Origin of the sequence: Pseudomonas sp. Q11, assembly GCF_024494355.1 — a bacterium.
In the GTDB taxonomy this organism is placed as follows: domain Bacteria; phylum Pseudomonadota; class Gammaproteobacteria; order Pseudomonadales; family Pseudomonadaceae; genus Aquipseudomonas; species Aquipseudomonas hefeiensis.
In genome coordinates this window covers 72,579-92,241 of sequence record NZ_JAKNQY010000006.1, presented here as the reverse complement: position 1 = coordinate 92,241, position 19,663 = coordinate 72,579, and the positions used below count along the sequence as shown (strand labels likewise).

Sequence of the window (19,663 nt, the reverse complement as noted above, 5' to 3'; positions counted from 1 at the left end):
TTACTTCGCAAAGAGCTGGCTCATATCCTTGAACGCCTTGAACTCAAGCGCGTTACCACAAGGATCGAACAGAAACATCGTGGCCTGCTCGCCAACCTGGCCCTTGAAACGAATGTAGGGCTCAATCACAAACTCGGTGCCGAAGGATTTCAATCGCTCGGCCAGCGCTTCCCATTCTTCCCAGCCCAAAATGATGCCGAAGTGAGGAACAGGTACGTCATGGCCGTCTACCGGATTGCTATGGACGCTCTCTTGGGAAGCAGTCTTTGGTTGCTCATGGATCACCAGTTGATGGCCGTAAAAGTTGAAGTCGACCCATTGGGCGCTTGAGCGACCCTCTGGCAGTCCAAACACTTCACCGTAAAAAGTGCGTGCGCCAGCGAGGTCGTAAACCGGAATTGCGAGGTGGAAGGGAGAGAGGCTCATCAGGATTCCTTTTGTTTTTTTGCGGGTGAAGCCATCGTAAGGCGCCGTCGAACGCAAAAAAATCAATATATATTGCTTAGAAACACAATTAATATTTGTGAATGATCAAAGAACTCAAGACACTCATCGCCGTAGCACGGGAAGGCACATTCGCCGCGGCAGGGAACCGGATCGGCCTCACTCAGGCCGCGGTGAGCGCACAGATCCAGCGCCTGGAGGCGCAGCTGGGTTTCGAAATATTCGATAGGAAAGGACGCTCGGCTCACCTTAACCGCAAGGGACACCAGGTACTCCTGCAGGCGCAAGAGTTGCTTCGCCTCTACGACAACCTCGGCGGCGGCACTGCGGAGCTTACAGCCAGCGTCCTGATCAACATCGGCGCCATTGCGTCGGTCCAGCGCTCCTATCTGCCGGATGCGCTGGCCAGATTCCACCAACAATGTCCCCAGTGCCGTACACGGGTACTCCCAGGGGTGTCGATGGAGTTGGTGAACCTGGTGGACGCTGGCGAAATCGACATGGCAGCCATTATTCGTCCGCCCTTCCCCCTTCAAAACGACCTGCGCTGGACGACTCTGGCGCTTGAGCCCTATCGACTGATTGTTCCGCGCGAAGTGTCGGGAGAGGATTGGGCTGCACTCCTTTCCAGCCTTCCATTTATCCGATACGACCGCGCATCATTTGGCGGCAGGCAGGTGGATCGTTTCCTGCGGCAAATGCATTTCACGTTGCGCGAGGTGTGTGAGCTGGATGAACTGGAGGCCATCATCAAGCTGGTTGAAAACGGTGTAGGCGTGGCATTGGTGCCGCAGACAGCCGCTCATCATGATTGGCCGGCAGGTGTGCGAGCCCTCGACCTTGGACCGCACGCCTTCCATCGCGATATCGGGCTCGTGCATCGGTCCAGCCTCACCGAACCGGTGCGGATACTGGCCGAACTGATTGCTGAACAAGCCAGGACCGGTCTTGGGTAAACAAGGTTTTTGTCGGCCGGATGATCTATACCTTCAGATACACGCAGTCAGGCCGACAGCGTTGATATGTACCAATAAAAAGCCGTGGTGAACGTGGCAGGACGATGTTTCTGGCGCCGTGCGTTTGAAACGGCGCATCACTTTCAATGCCTGAAGTATCGATCATGAGCCGGATCAAACGCGTATTGGAAGGCCGTACAAAAGCACTCTCGCGCCTATGTCTGATGCTGCCGATGCTGATTGTCTGTAGCGCCTACGCCGCACCCTTGACGATTGAATTGCACATTCTGGACGCGCCACCGCTGACGTTTGTCGACGACCCCAAGGGGCACGGAATAGTCGGTGATGTTGCCGTGGCGGCCATGGCCAAGGCCGGGTATGCCATGCAGCTCCATATCCTTCCCTGGGCCCGGTCGCAGAAGCACGTCAGCGAACAGCGCAATCACTTGATCGCGCCGCTGTCGCGCACACCGGAACGCGAGGATCGCTTCACCTGGATCGCTTCGGTCATGCCCATGGAGCGAGCCTTCTTCACCCTCGACCGGCAAGTGAGCAGCTTCGCCGAAGCCAGGCAAACCTACCGCAAGATCGGCGTCGGCCTGGGAAGCGCCCAGCAGGAGATCCTGCGCACCGAAGGGTTCAGCGACGAGCAGATCTATCCGCTGGCCATCGGCGACAACCCCGCCCAGATGCTCTTGATGGGACGTATCGACGCCTGGTTCAACGGCGTCCCTGAGAGTCGCTACATCTGGCCAAAGGTGTCCACGCGCAAACTGCTCATGAGTCGGGTCAATAGCAGTGCCGATCTCTATCTGGCCTGCTCCAGACACTGCTCCCCGAAAATGGTCGAGAAGCTGCGCGCAGCCATTGAAAGCCTGCGCGCCAGCGGCGAGATCCAGCGTATTCATGACCGCTACCTGCCGCAGTAGCGGTCTTGCCGTTCGGCGCCTCCGACAACCTGAAGGGATATCAACAAAATTGATAGCAGCCTAACGAAACCCCTCAGCTAGAGGGCTGGCCGATGTCTTATATCATTCCGAATGATAGTTACCTTTGCTTCATTCGATTCGTGCCTCACCGCCTCCCCCCGCATCATCCGCCCATCTCAATACTCTTGGCGGATACTATCCATGGAATATTCACTTTCAAAACTGCGCTTTCCCCTCGCACTGATGGCGGTGCTGGTGATGAGTGCGTGCGGCAAGACCCCTGATACGGCGGCGTCCATGCCGGCGGCCAAAGTCAGTGTGGCGAAGGTGCTGGAGCAACCGGTCAACGAGTGGGACGAATTCACCGGGCGCCTCGAAGCGCCGGAAACCGTCGAGATCCGACCCCGCGTTTCAGGGCAGATCGACAACGTAGCGTTCACCGAAGGCGCTCTGGTCAAGAAAGGCGATTTGTTGTTCCAGATCGACCCGCGTCCCTTCCAGGCAGAAGTGCGTCGCCTCGACGCCCAACTGGCCCAGGCCCGAGCCACCGCCACCCGCAGCGAGAACGAAGCCAAGCGTGGCGAGCGCCTGCGCTTGAGCAACGCCATTTCTGCCGAGCTGGCGGATTCGCGCACCAGCGCTGCTCAGGAAGCCCGTGCTGCGGCGGCGGCGATCCAGGCACAACTGGACCTGGCCAAACTGAACCTGAGCTTCACCCGGGTTACTTCGCCCATCAGCGGTCGCGTCAGCCGTGCGGACATCACCGCCGGTAACCTGGTGACCGCCGATGTCACGCCGCTCACCAGCGTGGTGTCCACCGACAAGGTCTACGCCTACTTCGATGCCGACGAGCGCGTCTTCCTCAAGTACACCCGCCTCGCTCGCGAGGGCCAGCGTGGTCAGGCCACTCCGGTCTACATGGGCCTGTCCAACGAGGAAGGTAATCCGCACCTGGGGCATATGAATTTCATCGACAACCAGGTCAATCCGCAGACCGGCACCATCCGTGGCCGCGCGGTGTTCGACAACAAGGATGGTGCCTACACCCCTGGGCTGTATGCCCGGCTCAAACTGGTGGGCAGCGGCACTTACTCGGCCGTGTTGATCAACGACGAAGCCGTCGGCACCGACCTGGGCAAGAAATTCGTGCTGGTGATGGACGCCGACAACAAGCCGGCGTATCGCTCCGTCGAACTGGGGCCGAAGATCGAAGGCCTGCGCATCGTGCGCAACGGCCTGAGCAAGGACGACACCATCATCGTCAAAGGGCTGCAACGGGCCCGTCCGGGTTCGCCGGTCACGCCTGAAACCATACCGATGGCCAGCGACGAAACCATTGCCGCTTTGGCACAACAACGAAAAGCGCTCGAAGCCAGCAACCTGCCCCAAGTCGCACCCGCCAAGGCTGCGCCCGAATCGGCAGGCAAACTGGCCGCTGCGACCCCACGCGGTTAAGGGACTGAACTCAAGATGAAATTTTCCCAGTTCTTCATTTCGCGGCCGATCTTCGCAGCGGTGCTTTCGCTGCTGATCCTGATCGCCGGTGCCATCTCTCTGTTCCAGTTGCCGATCAGCGAATACCCGGAAGTCGTGCCGCCGACCGTGGTCGTGCGTGCCAACTTCCCGGGCGCCAACCCCAAGGTCATCGGCGAAACCGTGGCCGCGCCCCTGGAGCAAGCCATCACCGGCGTCGAGAACATGCTGTACATGTCCTCGCAATCCACCGCCGATGGCAAGATCACCCTGACCATCACCTTCGCACTGGGCACTGACCTGGACAACGCCCAGGTGCAGGTGCAGAACCGCGTCACCCGGACCGAGCCCAAGCTGCCGGAAGAAGTCACCCGGATAGGCATCACGGTGGACAAGGCATCGCCCGACCTGACCATGGTCGTGCACTTGACCTCGCCGGACCAGCGCTACGACATGCTTTACCTGTCCAACTATGCCCTGCTCAACATCAAGGATGAGCTGGCGCGCCTGGGCGGCGTGGGAGATGTGCAACTGTTCGGCATGGGTGACTATTCCCTGCGGGTCTGGCTTGATCCAAACAAGACCGCTTCACGCAACCTGACCGCCACCGACGTGGTCACCGCGATCCGTGAGCAGAACCGCCAGGTCGCCGCCGGTGCCCTGGGCGCGCCTCCGGCACCCAATGCCCAGGCGTTCCAGCTCTCGATCAACACCCAGGGCCGCCTGGTGAATGAGGAGGAGTTCGAAAACATCATTATCCGTTCCGGCGAGAACGGTGAAATCACCCGCCTTAAAGACATCGCACGAGTGGAGCTGGGCTCCAGTCAATACGCCCTGCGTTCATTGCTCGACAACCAGCCGGCGGTGGCGATCCCGATCTTCCAGCGGCCCGGCTCCAATGCCATCCAGATCTCCAACGACGTTCGCGCCAAGATGGACGAACTCAAGCAGAACTTCCCTGCGGGGATGGACTACAGCATCGTCTATGACCCGACGATCTTCGTGCGAGGCTCCATCGAGGCGGTGGTCCATACCCTGTTCGAAGCGCTGATCCTTGTGGTGTTGGTGGTGATCCTGTTCCTGCAGACCTGGCGCGCTTCGATCATTCCGCTGGTGGCCGTGCCGGTATCGCTGATCGGTACGTTCGCCGTGATGCACCTGTTCGGCTTCTCGCTGAATGCGCTTTCGTTGTTCGGGCTGGTCCTGGCGATCGGTATCGTGGTGGACGACGCCATTGTGGTGGTGGAGAACGTCGAACGGAACATCGGTTTGGGCCTGACTCCGGTCGAAGCCACCAAACGCGCCATGGGTGAAGTGACCGGGCCGATCATCGCGACGGCACTGGTGTTGTGTGCGGTATTCGTGCCGGCGGCGTTCATCAGTGGTTTGACCGGGCAATTCTATAAGCAGTTCGCCTTGACCATTGCCATCTCCACGGTGATCTCCGCATTCAACTCCCTGACCCTGTCGCCAGCGCTGGCTGCCGTGTTGCTCAAGAGCCATGACGCGCCCAAGGACCGTTTTTCCAGGTTCCTGGACAAGATTTTCGGTGGTTGGCTGTTCCGTCCGTTCAATCGCTTCTTCGACCGTGCCAGCCACAGTTATGTGGGCACGGTTGGCCGCGTGATCCGCAGCAGCGGCATCGCCCTGCTGGTCTACGCAGGCCTGATGGTGCTGACGTTCTTCGGGTTCTCCAACACCCCGACCGGTTTCGTACCGGGCCAGGACAAGCAATACCTGGTGGCCTTCGCCCAACTGCCGGATGCCGCGAGCCTGGACCGCACCGAAGACGTGATCAAGCGCATGTCGGACATGGCCCTCAAGCAACCGGGCGTTGAAAGCGCAGTAGCCTTCCCTGGCCTGTCGATCAACGGCTTCACCAACAGCCCGAACGCCGGCATCGTGTTCGTGACCCTCAAGCCTTTCGACGAGCGCAAGGACCCAGGCATGTCTGCCGGGGCCATTGCCGGGGCCTTGAACGGCCAGTACTCGGAAATCCAGGAAGCCTACATGGCGATCTTCCCGCCGCCGCCGGTACAGGGGCTGGGCACGATTGGTGGTTTCCGCCTGCAAATCGAGGACCGGGGCAACCTGGGCTACGACGAGCTGTACAAAGAAACCATGAACATCATCACCAAGAGTCACAACGTTCCGGAACTGGCCGGGCTGTTCACCAGCTACACCGTGAACGTGCCCCAGGTCGATGCCGCCATCGATCGTGAAAAAGCCAAGACCCACGGCGTGGCCGTCAGCGACATCTTCGACACCCTGCAAATCTACCTGGGCTCGCTGTATGCCAACGACTTCAACCGCTTTGGCCGCACTTATCAGGTCAACGTTCAGGCCGAGCAGCAATTCCGCCTGGAGTCGGACCAGATCGGCCAGCTCAAGGTGCGCAACAACCGTGGCGAGATGATCCCGCTGGCGACCTTCATCAAGGTCAGCGACACCTCGGGACCTGACCGTGTGATGCACTACAACGGTTTTATCACCGCTGAAATCAACGGCGCAGCCGCTCCGGGCTACAGCTCCGGCCAGGCTGAAAAAGCCATCGAGAAACTGCTCAAGGACGAATTGCCCAACGGCATGACTTACGAGTGGACCGACCTGACCTACCAGCAGATCCTTTCGGGCAACACCGCGCTGTTCGTGTTCCCGCTCTGCGTCCTGCTGGCGTTCCTGGTGCTGGCAGCACAGTACGAAAGCTGGAGCTTGCCGCTGGCGGTGATCCTGATCGTACCGATGACCCTGCTGTCGGCCATTACCGGGGTGATTCTCTCCGGCGGCGACAACAACATCTTTACCCAGATCGGATTGATCGTACTGGTGGGCCTTGCCTGCAAAAACGCCATTCTGATCGTCGAGTTCGCCAAGGATAAACAGCTCGAGGGCATGAACCCCCTGGCTGCGGTGCTGGAGGCCTGCCGCCTGCGTCTGCGGCCGATCCTGATGACCTCCTTCGCGTTCATCATGGGCGTGGTGCCTCTGGTCTTCTCCAGCGGTGCCGGTGCGGAAATGCGCCATGCCATGGGTGTCGCGGTGTTCTCGGGCATGCTTGGGGTGACCTTCTTCGGTCTGCTGCTCACGCCAGTGTTCTATGTACTGATCCGCAATTTCGTCGAGCGCAGCGAGGCCCGCAAAGCGGCCCGGGCGTTGAAACTGGAGGCGCAACAATGAGTTTGAAAGTGTTTGTGCCGAGCCTGCTGGTACTGGCCTTGAGTGCGTGCGCCGTAGGCCCGGACTACAAGGCACCGCAAACGGAGGCGGCGAACATCACCACCGCCACCGACGGTGCCGCCGGCCAGAAGAATTTCGACCGGGCCCGTTTCGAAGGGATCTGGTGGCAGCAGTTCGAAGACCCGACGCTCAATGCGCTGGTAACCCGCTCCCTGGAAGGCAACCGCGAGTTGCGCGTGGCGTTCGCCCGTTTGCGAGCCGCCCGGGCGATACGCGATGACGCCAGCAATGACGTCATGCCGACCATTACCAGCCGTGCCAGCAGCAACCTGGGCAAAGGCCAGGTCCCGGGAGAAACCACCGACCGGGTCAGCACCGAACGCTATGACTTGGGCCTGGACATGGCCTGGGAACTGGATCTGTTCGGGCGCATCCAGCGCAATCTGGAAGCCACCGATGCCGATCAGCAGGCGGTCGAAGCCGATCTCTACCAGTTGCAGGTGACCATGATCGCCGAACTGGTGGACGCCTACGGTCAACTGCGGGGCGCCCAACTGCGGGAAAAAATCGCCCTGGCGAACCTTGAGAACCAACAGGCGTCGCGCAAGATCACCGAAAGCCTGCGTGATGCCGGCGTCGGCGATCAGCTCGACGTGGTCCGCGCCGATGCGCGCCTGGCCTCGGTCGAAGCCAGCGTGCCGCAGTTGCAGGCCGAACAGGTACGCCAGCGCAACCGCATCGCTACCTTGCTGGGCGAACGCCCGGACAAACTGAGCGTGGACCTGAGCCCTAAACAGCTGCCAGCCATCGCCAAGGCACTGCCGATTGGCGATCCGGGCGAACTGCTGCAACGTCGCCCGGACATTCTCAGCGCCGAACGCCAACTCGCTGCCGCCACCGCGCGCATCGGTGTGGCCAAGGCCGACCTGTTCCCACGGGTCAGCCTCAGCGGTTTCCTGGGCTTCACCGCCGGGCGCGGTTCGCAGATCGGCTCATCGGCGGCCAATGCCTGGGCGCTGGGACCAAGTATCACCTGGGCCGCCTTCGACTTGGGCAGCGTGCGGGCTCGTCTGCGCGGTGCCGACGCCGAGGCTGACGGCGCCCTGGCGACCTACGAACAGCACGTGCTGCTGGCCCTGGAGGAATCGGAAAACGCCTTCAGCGACTACGGCAAGCGCCAGCAACGCCTGATCTCACTGATCCGTCAGAGCGAATCGAGCCGAGCCGCCGCTGACCTGGCCGAAATCCGCTACCGCGAAGGCACCGAGGATTTCCTCGTCCTGTTGGATGCCCAACGTGAGCGCCTGGCCGCCGAAGACACTCAGGCCCAGGCCGAAGTGGACCTGTATCGCGGCATTGTCGCGATCTACAAGGCCCTGGGCGGTGGCTGGAAACCGGAAACCGTGGCCAGCAACTGACCGACCTTACTCAACCGAGCTCCTTTGGTTGGCCGCAACCAGCCAAATTTTTGCCCCGCCTCCCCTGTTGGACGCGGGGCTTTTTTTTGCCTGCCGCAAACGCCCAGTGGGAGCGAGCCTGCTCGCGATAGCGGTGTGTCAGTTTGCATTTGAGTTGACTGACCCCGCGCTATCGCGAGCAGGCTCGCTCCCACCGGGTTATCTGCAGATTCTTTCAAGGTTTGACTCAAGCCCGCGCCTGACCGAAGCTTGCGGCATTTCACGCTTTCTGGTTATGGACTACCTGCATGCCCTCGCCCCGCCGCTATCTGTTGCTCAGCCTGTTCGTCCTGGTGGTAATCGGTCTAGTCGCAATGTGGCTACGCAGCACCACGCCGCAAATCCCCGAGGCAATCAGGCGTGGCTACAGTGAAGCGCTGGAGCACGCACGCAATGGGCAGCCAGGGGCGGCGCGGATGCTCTATCAACAACTGGGTCGCCCGGACCTGTCGCCCAAACGCCGGGTGCGGTTGCACGCCGAACTGCCGAACTACCCAAGCCCCCAAGCCCTGAAACTGGCGGACGCGGATCTGCACAGCGAGTCGCCGGACGTACGTCGGGCGGCCATCGGCAGCATCGGCGGGCTGGTGCCGACGGGGCAGCGCAGCCTGTTACTGGGGCCGTTGCTTGAAGATCAAGACCCAGGCGTGCGGTTCGCCGCGGTGAACGCGCTGCTGGGCTTGTCGCCGGATGAGCTTGGTTTGTACTTCGGGCCTATGCAGCTTGTCATCGGCCTGTGGGAGCAAATGCTTGAAGACGGTCCGAAAACCGCCGAGTCGCACTATCAACTCGCCCGGTTGCATCTGCACAACGCCGAACTGAAAAAAGCTCAATGGGCGCTGGAACAGGTGTTGCGCCTGCAGCCGGACAACCTGCCGGCGCTGGTCATGCAGATCGAAGTGCTGGACAAACAGGGCCAGGCCGACGCTGCACGTCAATTGCTTGCCCAACAGTTGAAAGCCCAGCCTGAGTCGGCTTATCTGCAACATGCATTGGGCCTGTGGCTGCTGCACCATGGCCAGGCGGAGTACGCGCTGCTTGGTTTGGCAAAAGCCGTGGAGCTTGAGCCCGATAACCGACAGTACCGTTATGACTTGGCAACCACCCTGTATGCCGAGCAGGAACTGGAAGCGGCGCAGAAACAGTTGCAGGAAATCGTTCAGCGCTACCCGGCTGATCGCAGGGCGCGAGTGTTGTTGATCAACTACTGGAAGGAATCCGGGCAGTTGCAGAATGTGCAGATCCTGTTGGCGCAACTTGAGCAACTCAACCCAGACGATCCGGCGTTGCAGCAAGGTCTTTAGGTTTGTACCAAAGCCGGAAAGTTGTGCAGTACACCTCGTTTTGTCAATGAAAGCGGAACCGCGATCACGGTGAAAGGTCAAGTGTTCAGGCAGTTCATTTTCAGGCGTACTCCAGCCTGCTGCCCACTTCCCTAGTCATGAGAGGGCTTTTTTTGTCTACATCTAACGAGTTGATCAGCGCTAAAGCCGCCACCGGTATCGAAGGGCTGGATGACATCCTTTCCGGTGGCTTGTCCCGCGGCCATGTGTTCCTGCTGGAAGGGGAACCTGGGACCGGCAAGACCACGGTCGCGTTGCAATTCCTCTTGGCCGGTGCCAAAGCCGGTGAGCGTTCGTTGTACATCACGCTGTCGGAAACCGAGCATGAGCTGCGCCAGGGCGCAGCGTCCCACGGCTGGACGATCGATGAAAACGTGCATATTTTCGAGCTGACCCCTCCCGAAAGCCTGCTCAACGCCGAGCATCAGCAAAGCCTGCTGTACTCCTCGGACCTGGAGTTGGGGGAAGCGACCCGGCAGATTTTCGAAGTGGTCGAACGGGTCAAACCGACCCGGGTGGTGCTCGACAGCTTGTCGGAGATCCGCCTGCTGGCGCAAAGCTCACTGCGCTATCGCCGCCAGATTTTGGCGATCAAGCATTATTTTGTGCGCTACGACGCCACAGTGCTGTTGCTCGACGACCTGACTACCGAGTCCCTGGACAAGACCGTACACAGCGTCGCTCATGGGGTGATTCGCCTGGAAGAACTGACGCCCAATTATGGCGCCGAGCGGCGACGCATTCGGGTGGTCAAGTATCGCGGGCAGAAATACCGTGGCGGCTTTCACGACTTCACCATCATGGGCGACGGTATCCATGTCTTCCCGCGCCTGGTGGCCGCCGAACACCGCGGACAATACCTGCGCCAGCAACTGTCCAGCGGCCTTGATGGCATGGACGCCTTGCTCGGCGGTGGCATCGAGACAGGCTCCAGCACCTTGATCCTGGGCCCGGCCGGCACCGGTAAATCGCTGATTTCGATGATTTTCGCTGCGGCCGCCGTGCAGCGGGGCGAAAAAGCCGCGCTGTTCATCTTCGATGAAGAATTGGGCCTGCTGTTTGAACGCATGAGGAACGTCGGCATCGACCTGGAGGCACTGAGACAGACCGGCAACCTGGTGATCGAACAGGTGGACGCCGCTGAGCTGTCTCCCGGCGAATTCTCGCATCGGGTACGCCGTTGCGTCGATGAAGGCAACATCAAGACCGTCGTGATCGATAGCATCAATGGCTACCAGGCCGCCATGCCGGAAGAAAACGCCCTGGTGCTGCATGTACATGAGCTGCTGCTTTACCTGAACCGCAAGGGCGCCGCGACCTTCATGACCGTCGCGCAACATGGTCTGGTGGGCGACATGCAGGCCCCGGTGGACATTACCTACCTGGCCGATACGGTGATTCTGTTGCGTTACTTCGAAGCGCTGGGCAAAGTTCGCCGAGCGATTTCCATCATCAAGAAACGCACCGGCAGCCATGAGTCCACTATTCGCGAATACCGCATCGGCAGCCAGGGCATGACCATTGGCGAGCCGCTGGAAGCGTTCCAGGGTGTATTGCGTGGAGTGCCGAACTACATGGGAGCGGATAACCCGTTACTCAAGGATGACCCACAGTGACGTTGCTCGAGCCCCTGTCGGAGCGGGCGTTGATCCTCGCGCCGCTGGGGCGCGACAGCCAAGTCGCTCTGATGATCCTGCGCGAAGCCGGCTTCGGCGGCCTTATCTGCCAGCATCTGGGCCACCTGTGCGAAGAGCTTGAGCACGGCGCCGGCCTGTTGGTGATTTCTTCCGAAGCCCTGGTCGGGCCTGATCTGGAAACTCTGTTGTTACATATCGAAGAGCAACCGGCCTGGTCAGACCTGCCGATTGTATTGTTGACCCACCACGGTGGCCCGGAACAGAATCCGGCGGCGCGTATCGGCACCCAGTTGGGCAACGTAACTTTCCTCGAGCGCCCTTTTCACCCGGTCACCCTGGTCAGCGTGGTCACCACTGCCCTGCGTGGTCGTCGCAGGCAGTACGAAGCCCGAGACCGACTGATCGATCTGAGCAACAGCGAGCTGCGCCTGCAAACTACCCTCGAAACTCTTGAACAGCAGGTAGAAGAGCGCACGGCCCAACTGCGCCACAACGAAGAGGCCTTGCGCCAGTCGCAAAAAATGGAAGCGGTCGGACAACTGACCGGTGGCATTGCCCATGACTTCAACAACATGCTCACCGGGATCATTGGCAGCCTCGAACTGCTGCGCCGACGCCTGGCCCGAGGCCGCACCGAGGATCTGGACAGCCTGATCGACCTGGGGGTGACATCGGCCAATCGCGCAGCCGGCCTGACGCACCGTTTGCTGGCTTTCTCCCGGCGACAATCGCTGGACTCCAAAGCGGTGCAGATGAATACCCTGGTGCTGTCTATGGGCGAGCTGTTGCAGCGCAGCCTTAACGAGAGTATCCGGTTGGACATGCAACTGGACGATCAGCTCTGGGTCGCCGAAGCCGACCCGAATCAACTGGAAAGCGCCCTGCTCAACCTGGTACTCAACGCCCGGGACGCAATGCCCGACGGTGGGCAACTGGTGGTCAAGACGTTCAATCAACATCTGGATGCCGACTTTACCGAGGCTTATACCAACCTGGAGCCGGGCGATTACGTCGTGCTGAGTGTGCAGGATTCCGGTTGCGGGATGCCCGAAGCGGTCATCAACCGTGCGTTCGATCCATTTTTCACCACCAAGCCGATCGGCCAGGGCACCGGGCTGGGCCTGTCGATGATCTATGGGTTCAGCAAGCAGTCGCGCGGTCACGTGACGATTAACAGCGAAGTAGACAAAGGCACGACGGTGAGCCTCTATCTGCCGCGCTTCGCGGGTGAAGAGGTACACGAGCCTCTGGTCGACACACAGCATGCCCCGTACGCTCAGGACGGTGAGGCTGTGCTCATCGTCGAGGACGACCCGGCGGTGCGGGTGCTGGTCAGCGCCGTACTGAGCGAACTGGGCTATGCCTTCGTCGAGGCGGCCGATGCTGACAGCGCAGTGCCGATCCTTCAGTCAAGCCAGCGCATCGATCTGCTGATCAGTGACGTGGGCCTGCCAGGCATGAACGGCAGGCAGCTGGCGGAAATCGGCCGGCAGATCCGCCCGGACCTGCGGGTGCTGTTCATCACCGGTTATGCCGAGCATGCCGCGGTGCGCGGCGGCTTTCTTGATTCGGGCATGCAGATGATCACCAAACCGTTCACCTTTGACCTGTTGACGGCCAAGGTGCGGGAAATGATCAAGGTATGAGGCAATAATCATGGATTTTGTGGCAGCAAAGCTTGCTTCCACAAAGTCCCGCCCTCCTTCTGCAAACCTACGACAACATCCTCCGCATCAGGTCCTGCAACACATCCAGATCGAACGGTTTGCCCAGGATCGGTGCCCTGCGGGTGATGGGGCTGTCGGTATCGCGCACTTCCTGCGCGTAACCGCTGATAAAGATGACTTTCAGGTCGGGGCGCAACCGGACCGCCGGTTCGGCGATCTGCACACCGGTAATACCGCCCGGCAGGCGGAAGTCGGTGATCATCATGTCCAGGTGGGGTTTGCTGGCCAGGATTTCGAACGCCTGCTCACCGTTTTCGGCCTGCAACACTCGATAGCCTTCCCCCGACAGGTAAGCCGACAATACCATCAGGATCGACGGATCATCCTCGACGATCAGTACAACGTCTTGCGCATCTTCACTCATGAGAAGCCTTTGTTCGATCAATAGCTGCTGATACGACCGTAGGGTCACTCAGAGGTTGCGTCTGTTCGACGGTTTTGGGCACGACCGTCTTCTCAAAAGGCAGACAAACACGAAACAACGCCCCTTCATTGAGGCGGCTATTGACCGTGATAGTACCCCCATGGGCCGTCACAATCTGTTCGGAGATATACAGACCCAGCCCCAGGCCGGAAGCGACAGCTTTGGATGACACTCGCTCGAACTGCTGGAAGATGCGCTGCTGGTTCTCTTCGCTGATGCCGATACCGTGGTCCTGGACTTCGACGCAAGCATGGTCCGGCGTTTTGTACACGCGCACCTCGATCGGGCTTTTCCCGCCATAACGCAAGGCGTTGGTCAGCAAGTTGGACACCACCTGCTCGATCCGGAATTCATCCCAGCGCCCCTCCACCGTCGGCTCGGTCGTGCTGATCAAAGAGCATTCGGCCGCCATGATCTGCGGCTGGAAGTTGTGTAGCAGATTTTCCACCAGCGCGGTCAGGTTGAAGCGGGTCGGGCGGATCGATAACTTGCCGGTGCGAATCCGCGACACATCGAGCATGTCCTCGATCAGCCGGATCAGGCTCTTGATCTGGCGCTCATCGCGCTCGACCATTGCCCGCACCTTGTCCAGGCTGAAGGCCGCGGCGTTGTCCCGGGCCAGGTGCATCTTGCGCAACTGCGTCTCAAGAATCAGGCCATTGAGAGGCGTACGGACCTCGTGGGCGACGATGGACATGAAGTCATCACGCATGCGAACCGCCTGTTCCAACTCACCGCGAGTGGCCTGCAACTGCTGCAACAAGGCCTCCTGCTCGCGGCGACTCTCCTGCAATGCGATGACCTGTTCCTTCATCGCCTTTCTTTGCCGATACAGCTCGACAAACACATTGACCTTGCTTTTGACGGCGTGGTTGTCCAGCGGTTTGTGCAGGAAGTCCACCGCGCCACTTTCATAGCCGGTGAAGGCATAGTTGCGTTCGCGGCCCGCGGCGCTGACAAAGATAATAGGAATGCTGCGGGTCTTTTCCGTGCCGCGCATCAACTCGGCCAGTTCAAACCCGTTCATTCCCGGCATCTGCACATCGATGATGGCCAGGGCAAAGTCGTGTTGCAGCAGCAAAGACAGCGCCTCATCGGCCGACAGGGCCTTGAAAACCTGGCGATCGTCAAGCTTGATCAGCGCTTCCAGGGCCAACAGATTCTCCGGCAGATCATCAACGATCAGCAGTTTGGCTTGAATATCTCTTGGCATGTAGTTCATTCCAGCGCGGCCAATAATTGGCCGATGCCTTGCAAAGTAAGGATATGGTCGGGCTCGTGCAGGGCAAGCGCTGCTTCGGGCATGGTCGAGACCTGGGCTTCGTCAGGGTCCTGGACCACGGTGATTCCGCCCAGCTCCCTGACCCTGGCCAGCCCCCGGGCGCCGTCGTTGTTGGCGCCGGTCAGCACGACCGCCAGCAGGTTCGGACCGAAGACGTCGGCGGCGGATTCGAACAGCACGTCAATGGACGGTCGCGAATGGTGCACCGGTTCCTCCAGGCTCAATGACAGGCTGCGATCAGCTTCGACCGACAGGTGATAGCCGGGCGAGGCCACGTATAAGGTGCCCGGCTGGATATCCTGCTTGTCCTGAGCCTCCTGCACCGGTACCGCAAGACGGTGGTTGAAAACACTGGCCATTTGGCTGTCGCGCTCGTCGGGCAGGTGCAGCACCACCAGGATGGGTACGCCGAAGCCCTTGCGCAGTTGCCCAAACACCTTGAGCAGCGCTTCGACGCCGCCGGCGGAAGCCCCGACGACAATGGCTTCGATCGGGGCTCTGGATCTGTTGGTCATCTGGCTCATAACTTGCGATAGATCCGTTCCTGTTTGACCAACGGTTCGAATTGCTTGCCGAAAGACGAAAAATCCAGCGTCTCTTTGCTACCCAACACCAGGAAGCCACGGTGACAAAGGGACTCATGGAACAGTCCAAATGCACGATCTTGCAATTTTTTGTTGAAGTAAATAAGTACGTTACGACAGGAAATTAACTGAGTTTCTGAAAAAACACTGTCGGTCGCCAGACTGTGATCGGCAAAAGTCACGTTCTCACGCAGGGTTTTGTCGAACATCGCGTAATCGTAGGCGGCGGTGTAGTAATCGGCAAATGACCGTCGCCCTCCGGCGCGCTGGTAGTTTTGGGTGTAGGCGCGCACGTTTTCAAGGGAAAAAATGCCTTGCTTGGCTTTTTCCAAGGAGCGTGGATTGATGTCGGTTGCATAAATGAGCGTGCGGTCCAGCAAGCCCTCTTCGCGCAGCAGAATCGCCATGGAGTAGACCTCCTCCCCGGTACTGCAACCGGCGATCCAGATCTTTATCGAAGGGTAGGTCTTGAGCAGTGGCACCACTTCTTCGCGAATCGCCAGGAAATGCGATGGGTCGCGAAACATCTCGCTGACGGGGATCGTCAGCAGTTGCAGCAATTGCATGAACATGCCCGGGTCATGCAGCACGCGCTCCTGCAGTGCCGAGATGGTCCTGCACTCGAACTGGCTCAGCGCGTGCTGCACCCGGCGCTTGATGGAGGCGCCGGAATAATCCCGAAAATCATAGCTGTACTTGAGATAGATCGCGTCGATCAACAAACGAAGTTCAATGTCAGTGTCACGTTCCACTAAATTCTTTCCATATTCGGCAACCACACGCGAATCAGCGAGAACAGACGATCCAGGTCGATGGGCTTGGCCAGGTAATCGTTGGAACCGGCCGCAAGGCAGCGCTCCTGATCATCCTTCATGGCTTTGGCCGTCACGGCAATAATGGGCAGTTTGCGCCAGCGTGGGTCCTTGCGGATCAGGGCGGTGGCTTCGAAACCATCCATCTCTGGCATCATCACATCCATCAGCACCAGGTCGATGTCGTCAACTTCGTTCAGACGCTCGATCGCCTCATGGCCGTTACGGCCGATGACAACGATCGCTCCCTTGGCCTCCAGGGCGCTGGTCAGGGCGAAAATGTTGCGCACATCATCGTCCACCAGCAGCACTTTGCGGCCCTCGAAAACCTTGTCGCGGCTGCGGGCGGTCCTGAGCATCCGCTGCCGTTCATGGGACAACCGGGATTCGACTTTGTGCAGAAAAAGTGTGACCTCGTCCAGCAAACGCTCTGGCGAGCGGGCCCCCTTGATGATGATCGAGCGCGAATACTTGCGCAGTTCGGCCTCTTCATCGCGGGTCAGGTTACGTCCGGTGTAGACGATCACAGGCGGAAACGAACAGATCTCTTCGGTGGACATGCGCTTGAGCAGGTCATTGCCCAGCATGTCAGGCAGCTTCAGGTCGATGATCATGCAGTCGTAGACGTTGGTGCGCAGCAGATCCAGGGCTTGTTGGGCGAGGCCGACAGCAGTGATCTCGATGTCGTCGTCGCCGATCAGGCGAGTGATGCTGTCGCGTTGCAAGTCGTCGTCTTCCACCAGCAACACCCGCTTGACCTTCTGGGTCAGCTTGGCTTCCAGGCGGGCGAACACCTCCTTGAGTTCTTCACGAGTGGCCGGTTTGACCGCATAGCCGACAGCGCCCATGTGCATCGCGGCTTCGACACGATCCTCAACGGAAATCACGTGCACCGGGATGTGCCGGGTTCCAGGTTGCTCCTTGAGCCGCTGCAACACCGTCAGCCCGGAGTGATCCGGCAGGCGCATGTCCAGCAGAATGGCATCGGGGATCAGCTGCGAGGCCAGGTCGAAGCCTTCATCGGCGCCTTGGGCCACCAGGCACTGGTAACCGAGTTCGTGGGCAAGATCGAAAAGAATCCGGGCAAAGCTCGGCTCGTCTTCGATCACCAAGATGCAGCGGGTGCTGAACGGCGCGTTATCGCGATCATCGGGGAATTGGGCGATGGGCGCATCGACCTGGGCGATCAGGGGCGCAGGTTCAGGCGCGGCACGTACCGGCAGCGTAGCCGCCGGAGTGAGCCTCGCCGGTTCTGCCAGCGTTTCACCTGGTTCGATATAGCGCTCAGGCAATACCAGCGTAAACACACTGCCCTGCCCTGGCTCGCTGGAGACAGAGATTGAACCGCCCAGCAAGGTAGCCAGGTCGCGCGAGATCGACAGTCCCAAGCCGGTGCCGCCATAACGGCGGTTGGTGGTGCCATCGGCCTGGCGGAAGGCTTCAAAGATGCTTTGTTGCTGATCGGCGGCGATGCCGATCCCCGAGTCTCGCACCATGAACGCGATGCCCGCCCCCGGCTGACCGGCCACCGACAGGCAAACGGTGCCTTGCTCGGTGAACTTCACTGCGTTGGACAGCAGGTTCTTGAGCACTTGTTCCAGCCGCTGGCGGTCGGTATACAGCATGGGCGGCGCGTCAGGCAGCACTTGCACCTCGAAGCTCAGGCCCTTTTCCGCCGCCAGAGGCGTGAACAGCTCGCGCAACCCTTCCACCAGGCGCGACACCCCGGTGTTTTCCGGGCGTACTTCCAACTTCCCGGCTTCGACTTTGGAGATGTCGAGAATGTCATTGATCAGGTTCAGCAAGTCGTTGCCGGCGCTATAGATCGACTCGGCAAATTTCACCTGTTCCTCGCTAAGGTTCTGCTGCGGGTTCTCCGCCAGCAGTTTGGAGAGGATCAGCGAGCTGTTGAGTGGCGTGCGCAGTTCATGGGACATGTTCGCCAGGAACTCGGATTTGTATTTGCTCGAACGTTGCAATTCCTCGGCGCGTTCCTGTAACTGGATCTGCGCCAGATTCAGTTCACTGTTCTTCTGGTCCATGGCATCGCGCTGTTCAGCCAGTTGCTCGTTGGTCTGCTCCAGTTCCTGTTGTTGGGCTTCCAGATGAGCCTGGGATTCCTTGAGGATACGCGACTGTTCTTCCAGCTCTTCGTTTGCCGTCTTGAGTTCCTCCTGCTGAACTTGCAACTCTTCGTTCAGCTGTTGGGTTTCGGCCAGGACTTCCTGCAAGCGCTGTCGATAACGAGCCGCCTCGATGGAGGTGCCAATGTTGCCGGCCACCAGTTCCAACAGCTCGATATCACGGTCGGTCAACGGTCGCAGGAAGCCCAGCTCGATGACGCCGTTGATCCGGTCATCGTCGCTGGTCGGCATCACCACTACACTATTGGGCAAACCCTGGCCCAGGCCGGAGCTGACTTTCAGGTAGTCGTCGGGCACATCATCCAGGCGGATGAGACGCGCCTGTTGTACGGCCTGCCCGGCAATGCCTTCGCCGACGACGATCACCTGGTGTTGTTCGTCGTCTTCCCGGGACATGCCATAGGTGGCGACACGTCTGAGCAGACCGCTTTCTTCCCGTGCATAAAGCGCCGCGACCACTGATCCCATATATTGAGCGCAAAACTGCAGGATGTTGCGACCCAGCAGGTTCAACGTCAGTTGCCCCAGGACCTGTTCGGCCAGCAGCGTCTGGCCATTGCGCAGCCAGGCCTGTTTTTCCAGGTGCAAAGCGCTCTGCTGCTGAACCTTCAGGCTGGCGCTGTAGTTGTTGGACAAGCCCAACAGATCCCGGCGACCGACATAGGCCAGCAACCCGCTGACGGCGGCGACGAACAACAGATACAGAGCGATGCTCCAGAGGGTGGTGGTGCGTACTTGCTCGTTGCGCTCGGCCCGCAGTTGCTGTTCGGTCTCGACGATATCCTCGTAGGTTTTACGTATTTCATCGGTCAAGCGCTTGCCGCGCCCAGCCTTTACCGCGCCCCGGTAATCGCCGCCGTTGCGCTGCATGTTGATCATGTCCTGGGCGTAATTGGCCCACTCCACCTGGAGCGCTTGTACCTTGCGCAGCCGGTCCACCTGGACGGGGTTGTCAGCTGTCAATTCCAGCAATGTGTCCAGGGCCACGGCGATACGCGGCTTGGCGACTTCATAGGGGTCGAGAAAGTGCTCGTCGCCAGTCAAGAGGTAGCCGCGAATGCCGGTTTCCAGGTCCACGCTCAGCTTGAGCGCTTCGTTGGCGTTATTGATCACCCGGTCGGTATGCCCGACCCATTGTATGACCGACAACAGATAGGTGATCAGCACGATGAAAAACACGGCGCTAAGGGCGCCGATGCCCAGGGGCAGGCTGATATTGCGGCTCAGGAGCTTGCGAAAACTTTGCTCGTCAACCGAAGACGAAGGAGTCATGG

At 59.8% G+C, this 19,663-nt stretch carries 14 protein-coding genes; 8 read left to right on the top strand and 6 right to left on the bottom strand.

Features of this window, described 5'->3' with window-relative positions; all coding sequences use genetic code 11:
• Positions 1 to 426 (bottom strand): VOC family protein, encoded by a 426-nt coding sequence (locus MA884_RS08860; protein WP_256230273.1) that lies wholly within the window; start codon positions 424 to 426, stop codon positions 1 to 3.
• A gap of 101 nt (positions 427 to 527) precedes the next feature.
• Between MA884_RS08860 and MA884_RS08855 the strand changes: the two genes are divergently transcribed.
• The 8 genes from MA884_RS08855 (at position 528) to MA884_RS08820 (ending at position 13,062) form a co-directional block, all read left to right on the top strand.
• The gene (locus MA884_RS08855) at positions 528 to 1,400 is read left to right on the top strand and encodes a LysR substrate-binding domain-containing protein (protein ID WP_256230103.1); all 873 of its coding nucleotides are present in this window, start codon (positions 528 to 530) and stop codon (positions 1,398 to 1,400) included.
• A 164-nt stretch (positions 1,401 to 1,564) separates the two neighbouring features.
• Entirely contained in the window at positions 1,565 to 2,329 is a 765-nt protein-coding gene (locus MA884_RS08850; protein ID WP_256230102.1) for an ABC transporter substrate-binding protein, read from the top strand.
• Between the two features lie 201 nt (positions 2,330 to 2,530).
• Positions 2,531 to 3,784 (top strand): multidrug efflux RND transporter periplasmic adaptor subunit MexE, encoded by a 1,254-nt coding sequence (mexE, locus tag MA884_RS08845; protein WP_256230100.1) that lies wholly within the window; start codon positions 2,531 to 2,533, stop codon positions 3,782 to 3,784.
• A 15-nt stretch (positions 3,785 to 3,799) separates the two neighbouring features.
• Positions 3,800 to 6,979 (top strand): efflux RND transporter permease subunit, encoded by a 3,180-nt coding sequence (locus tag MA884_RS08840; RefSeq protein WP_256230099.1) that lies wholly within the window; start codon positions 3,800 to 3,802, stop codon positions 6,977 to 6,979.
• A complete protein-coding gene (locus MA884_RS08835) occupies positions 6,976 to 8,397 on the top strand; it encodes an efflux transporter outer membrane subunit (RefSeq protein ID WP_256230097.1) in 1,422 nt (473 codons plus the stop codon). Before MA884_RS08840 ends, MA884_RS08835 begins: the two co-directional genes overlap by 4 nt.
• Positions 8,398 to 8,684: 287 nt before the next feature.
• Positions 8,685 to 9,740 carry a tetratricopeptide repeat protein gene (locus tag MA884_RS08830; RefSeq protein ID WP_256230096.1) on the top strand — a complete coding sequence of 352 codons (1,056 nt, stop codon included), beginning with the start codon at positions 8,685 to 8,687 and terminating at the stop codon, positions 9,738 to 9,740.
• A gap of 152 nt (positions 9,741 to 9,892) precedes the next feature.
• Positions 9,893 to 11,395 (top strand): ATPase domain-containing protein, encoded by a 1,503-nt coding sequence (locus MA884_RS08825; protein ID WP_256230094.1) that lies wholly within the window; start codon positions 9,893 to 9,895, stop codon positions 11,393 to 11,395.
• The gene (locus MA884_RS08820) at positions 11,392 to 13,062 is read left to right on the top strand and encodes a response regulator (protein WP_256230092.1); all 1,671 of its coding nucleotides are present in this window, start codon (positions 11,392 to 11,394) and stop codon (positions 13,060 to 13,062) included. The genes MA884_RS08825 and MA884_RS08820 overlap by 4 nt, the downstream gene beginning before the upstream one ends.
• A gap of 67 nt (positions 13,063 to 13,129) precedes the next feature.
• Here MA884_RS08820 and MA884_RS08815 read toward each other — a convergent pair whose 3' ends face one another.
• The 5 genes from MA884_RS08815 to MA884_RS08795 are packed head-to-tail and all read right to left on the bottom strand — an operon-like array spanning position 13,130 to position 19,661.
• Complete coding sequence (locus MA884_RS08815; protein ID WP_256230091.1) at positions 13,130 to 13,507, bottom strand: response regulator; 378 nt, start codon at positions 13,505 to 13,507, stop codon at positions 13,130 to 13,132.
• Positions 13,500 to 14,780: a hybrid sensor histidine kinase/response regulator gene (locus MA884_RS08810; protein ID WP_256230090.1), complete on the bottom strand. Its 1,281-nt coding sequence runs from the start codon at positions 14,778 to 14,780 to the stop codon at positions 13,500 to 13,502. Before MA884_RS08810 ends, MA884_RS08815 begins: the two co-directional genes overlap by 8 nt.
• A 5-nt stretch (positions 14,781 to 14,785) precedes the next feature.
• Complete coding sequence (locus tag MA884_RS08805; protein ID WP_256230089.1) at positions 14,786 to 15,373, bottom strand: chemotaxis protein CheB; 588 nt, start codon at positions 15,371 to 15,373, stop codon at positions 14,786 to 14,788.
• Positions 15,370 to 16,185, bottom strand: coding sequence for a protein-glutamate O-methyltransferase CheR (locus tag MA884_RS08800; RefSeq protein ID WP_256230088.1), 816 nt, complete (start codon positions 16,183 to 16,185; stop codon positions 15,370 to 15,372). Before MA884_RS08800 ends, MA884_RS08805 begins: the two co-directional genes overlap by 4 nt.
• The gene (locus MA884_RS08795; protein WP_256230087.1) at positions 16,185 to 19,661 is read right to left on the bottom strand and encodes a response regulator; all 3,477 of its coding nucleotides are present in this window, start codon (positions 19,659 to 19,661) and stop codon (positions 16,185 to 16,187) included. Before MA884_RS08795 ends, MA884_RS08800 begins: the two co-directional genes overlap by 1 nt.
• Positions 19,662 to 19,663: the final 2 nt, after the last annotated feature.

Coding starts and splice junctions, on each gene's coding strand:
- MA884_RS08835 (WP_256230097.1), top strand. CDS start 6,976: ATGAGTTTGAAAGTGTTTGTGCCGAGCCTGCTGGTACTGGCCTTGAGT.
- MA884_RS08810 (WP_256230090.1), bottom strand. CDS start 14,780: ATGCCAAGAGATATTCAAGCCAAACTGCTGATCGTTGATGATCTGCCG.
- MA884_RS08795 (WP_256230087.1), bottom strand. CDS start 19,661: ATGACTCCTTCGTCTTCGGTTGACGAGCAAAGTTTTCGCAAGCTCCTG.
- MA884_RS08850 (WP_256230102.1), top strand. CDS start 1,565: ATGAGCCGGATCAAACGCGTATTGGAAGGCCGTACAAAAGCACTCTCG.
- MA884_RS08830 (WP_256230096.1), top strand. CDS start 8,685: ATGCCCTCGCCCCGCCGCTATCTGTTGCTCAGCCTGTTCGTCCTGGTG.
- MA884_RS08840 (WP_256230099.1), top strand. CDS start 3,800: ATGAAATTTTCCCAGTTCTTCATTTCGCGGCCGATCTTCGCAGCGGTG.
- MA884_RS08815 (WP_256230091.1), bottom strand. CDS start 13,507: ATGAGTGAAGATGCGCAAGACGTTGTACTGATCGTCGAGGATGATCCG.
- mexE (WP_256230100.1), top strand. CDS start 2,531: ATGGAATATTCACTTTCAAAACTGCGCTTTCCCCTCGCACTGATGGCG.
- MA884_RS08855 (WP_256230103.1), top strand. CDS start 528: ATGATCAAAGAACTCAAGACACTCATCGCCGTAGCACGGGAAGGCACA.
- MA884_RS08860 (WP_256230273.1), bottom strand. CDS start 426: ATGAGCCTCTCTCCCTTCCACCTCGCAATTCCGGTTTACGACCTCGCT.
- MA884_RS08805 (WP_256230089.1), bottom strand. CDS start 15,373: ATGAGCCAGATGACCAACAGATCCAGAGCCCCGATCGAAGCCATTGTC.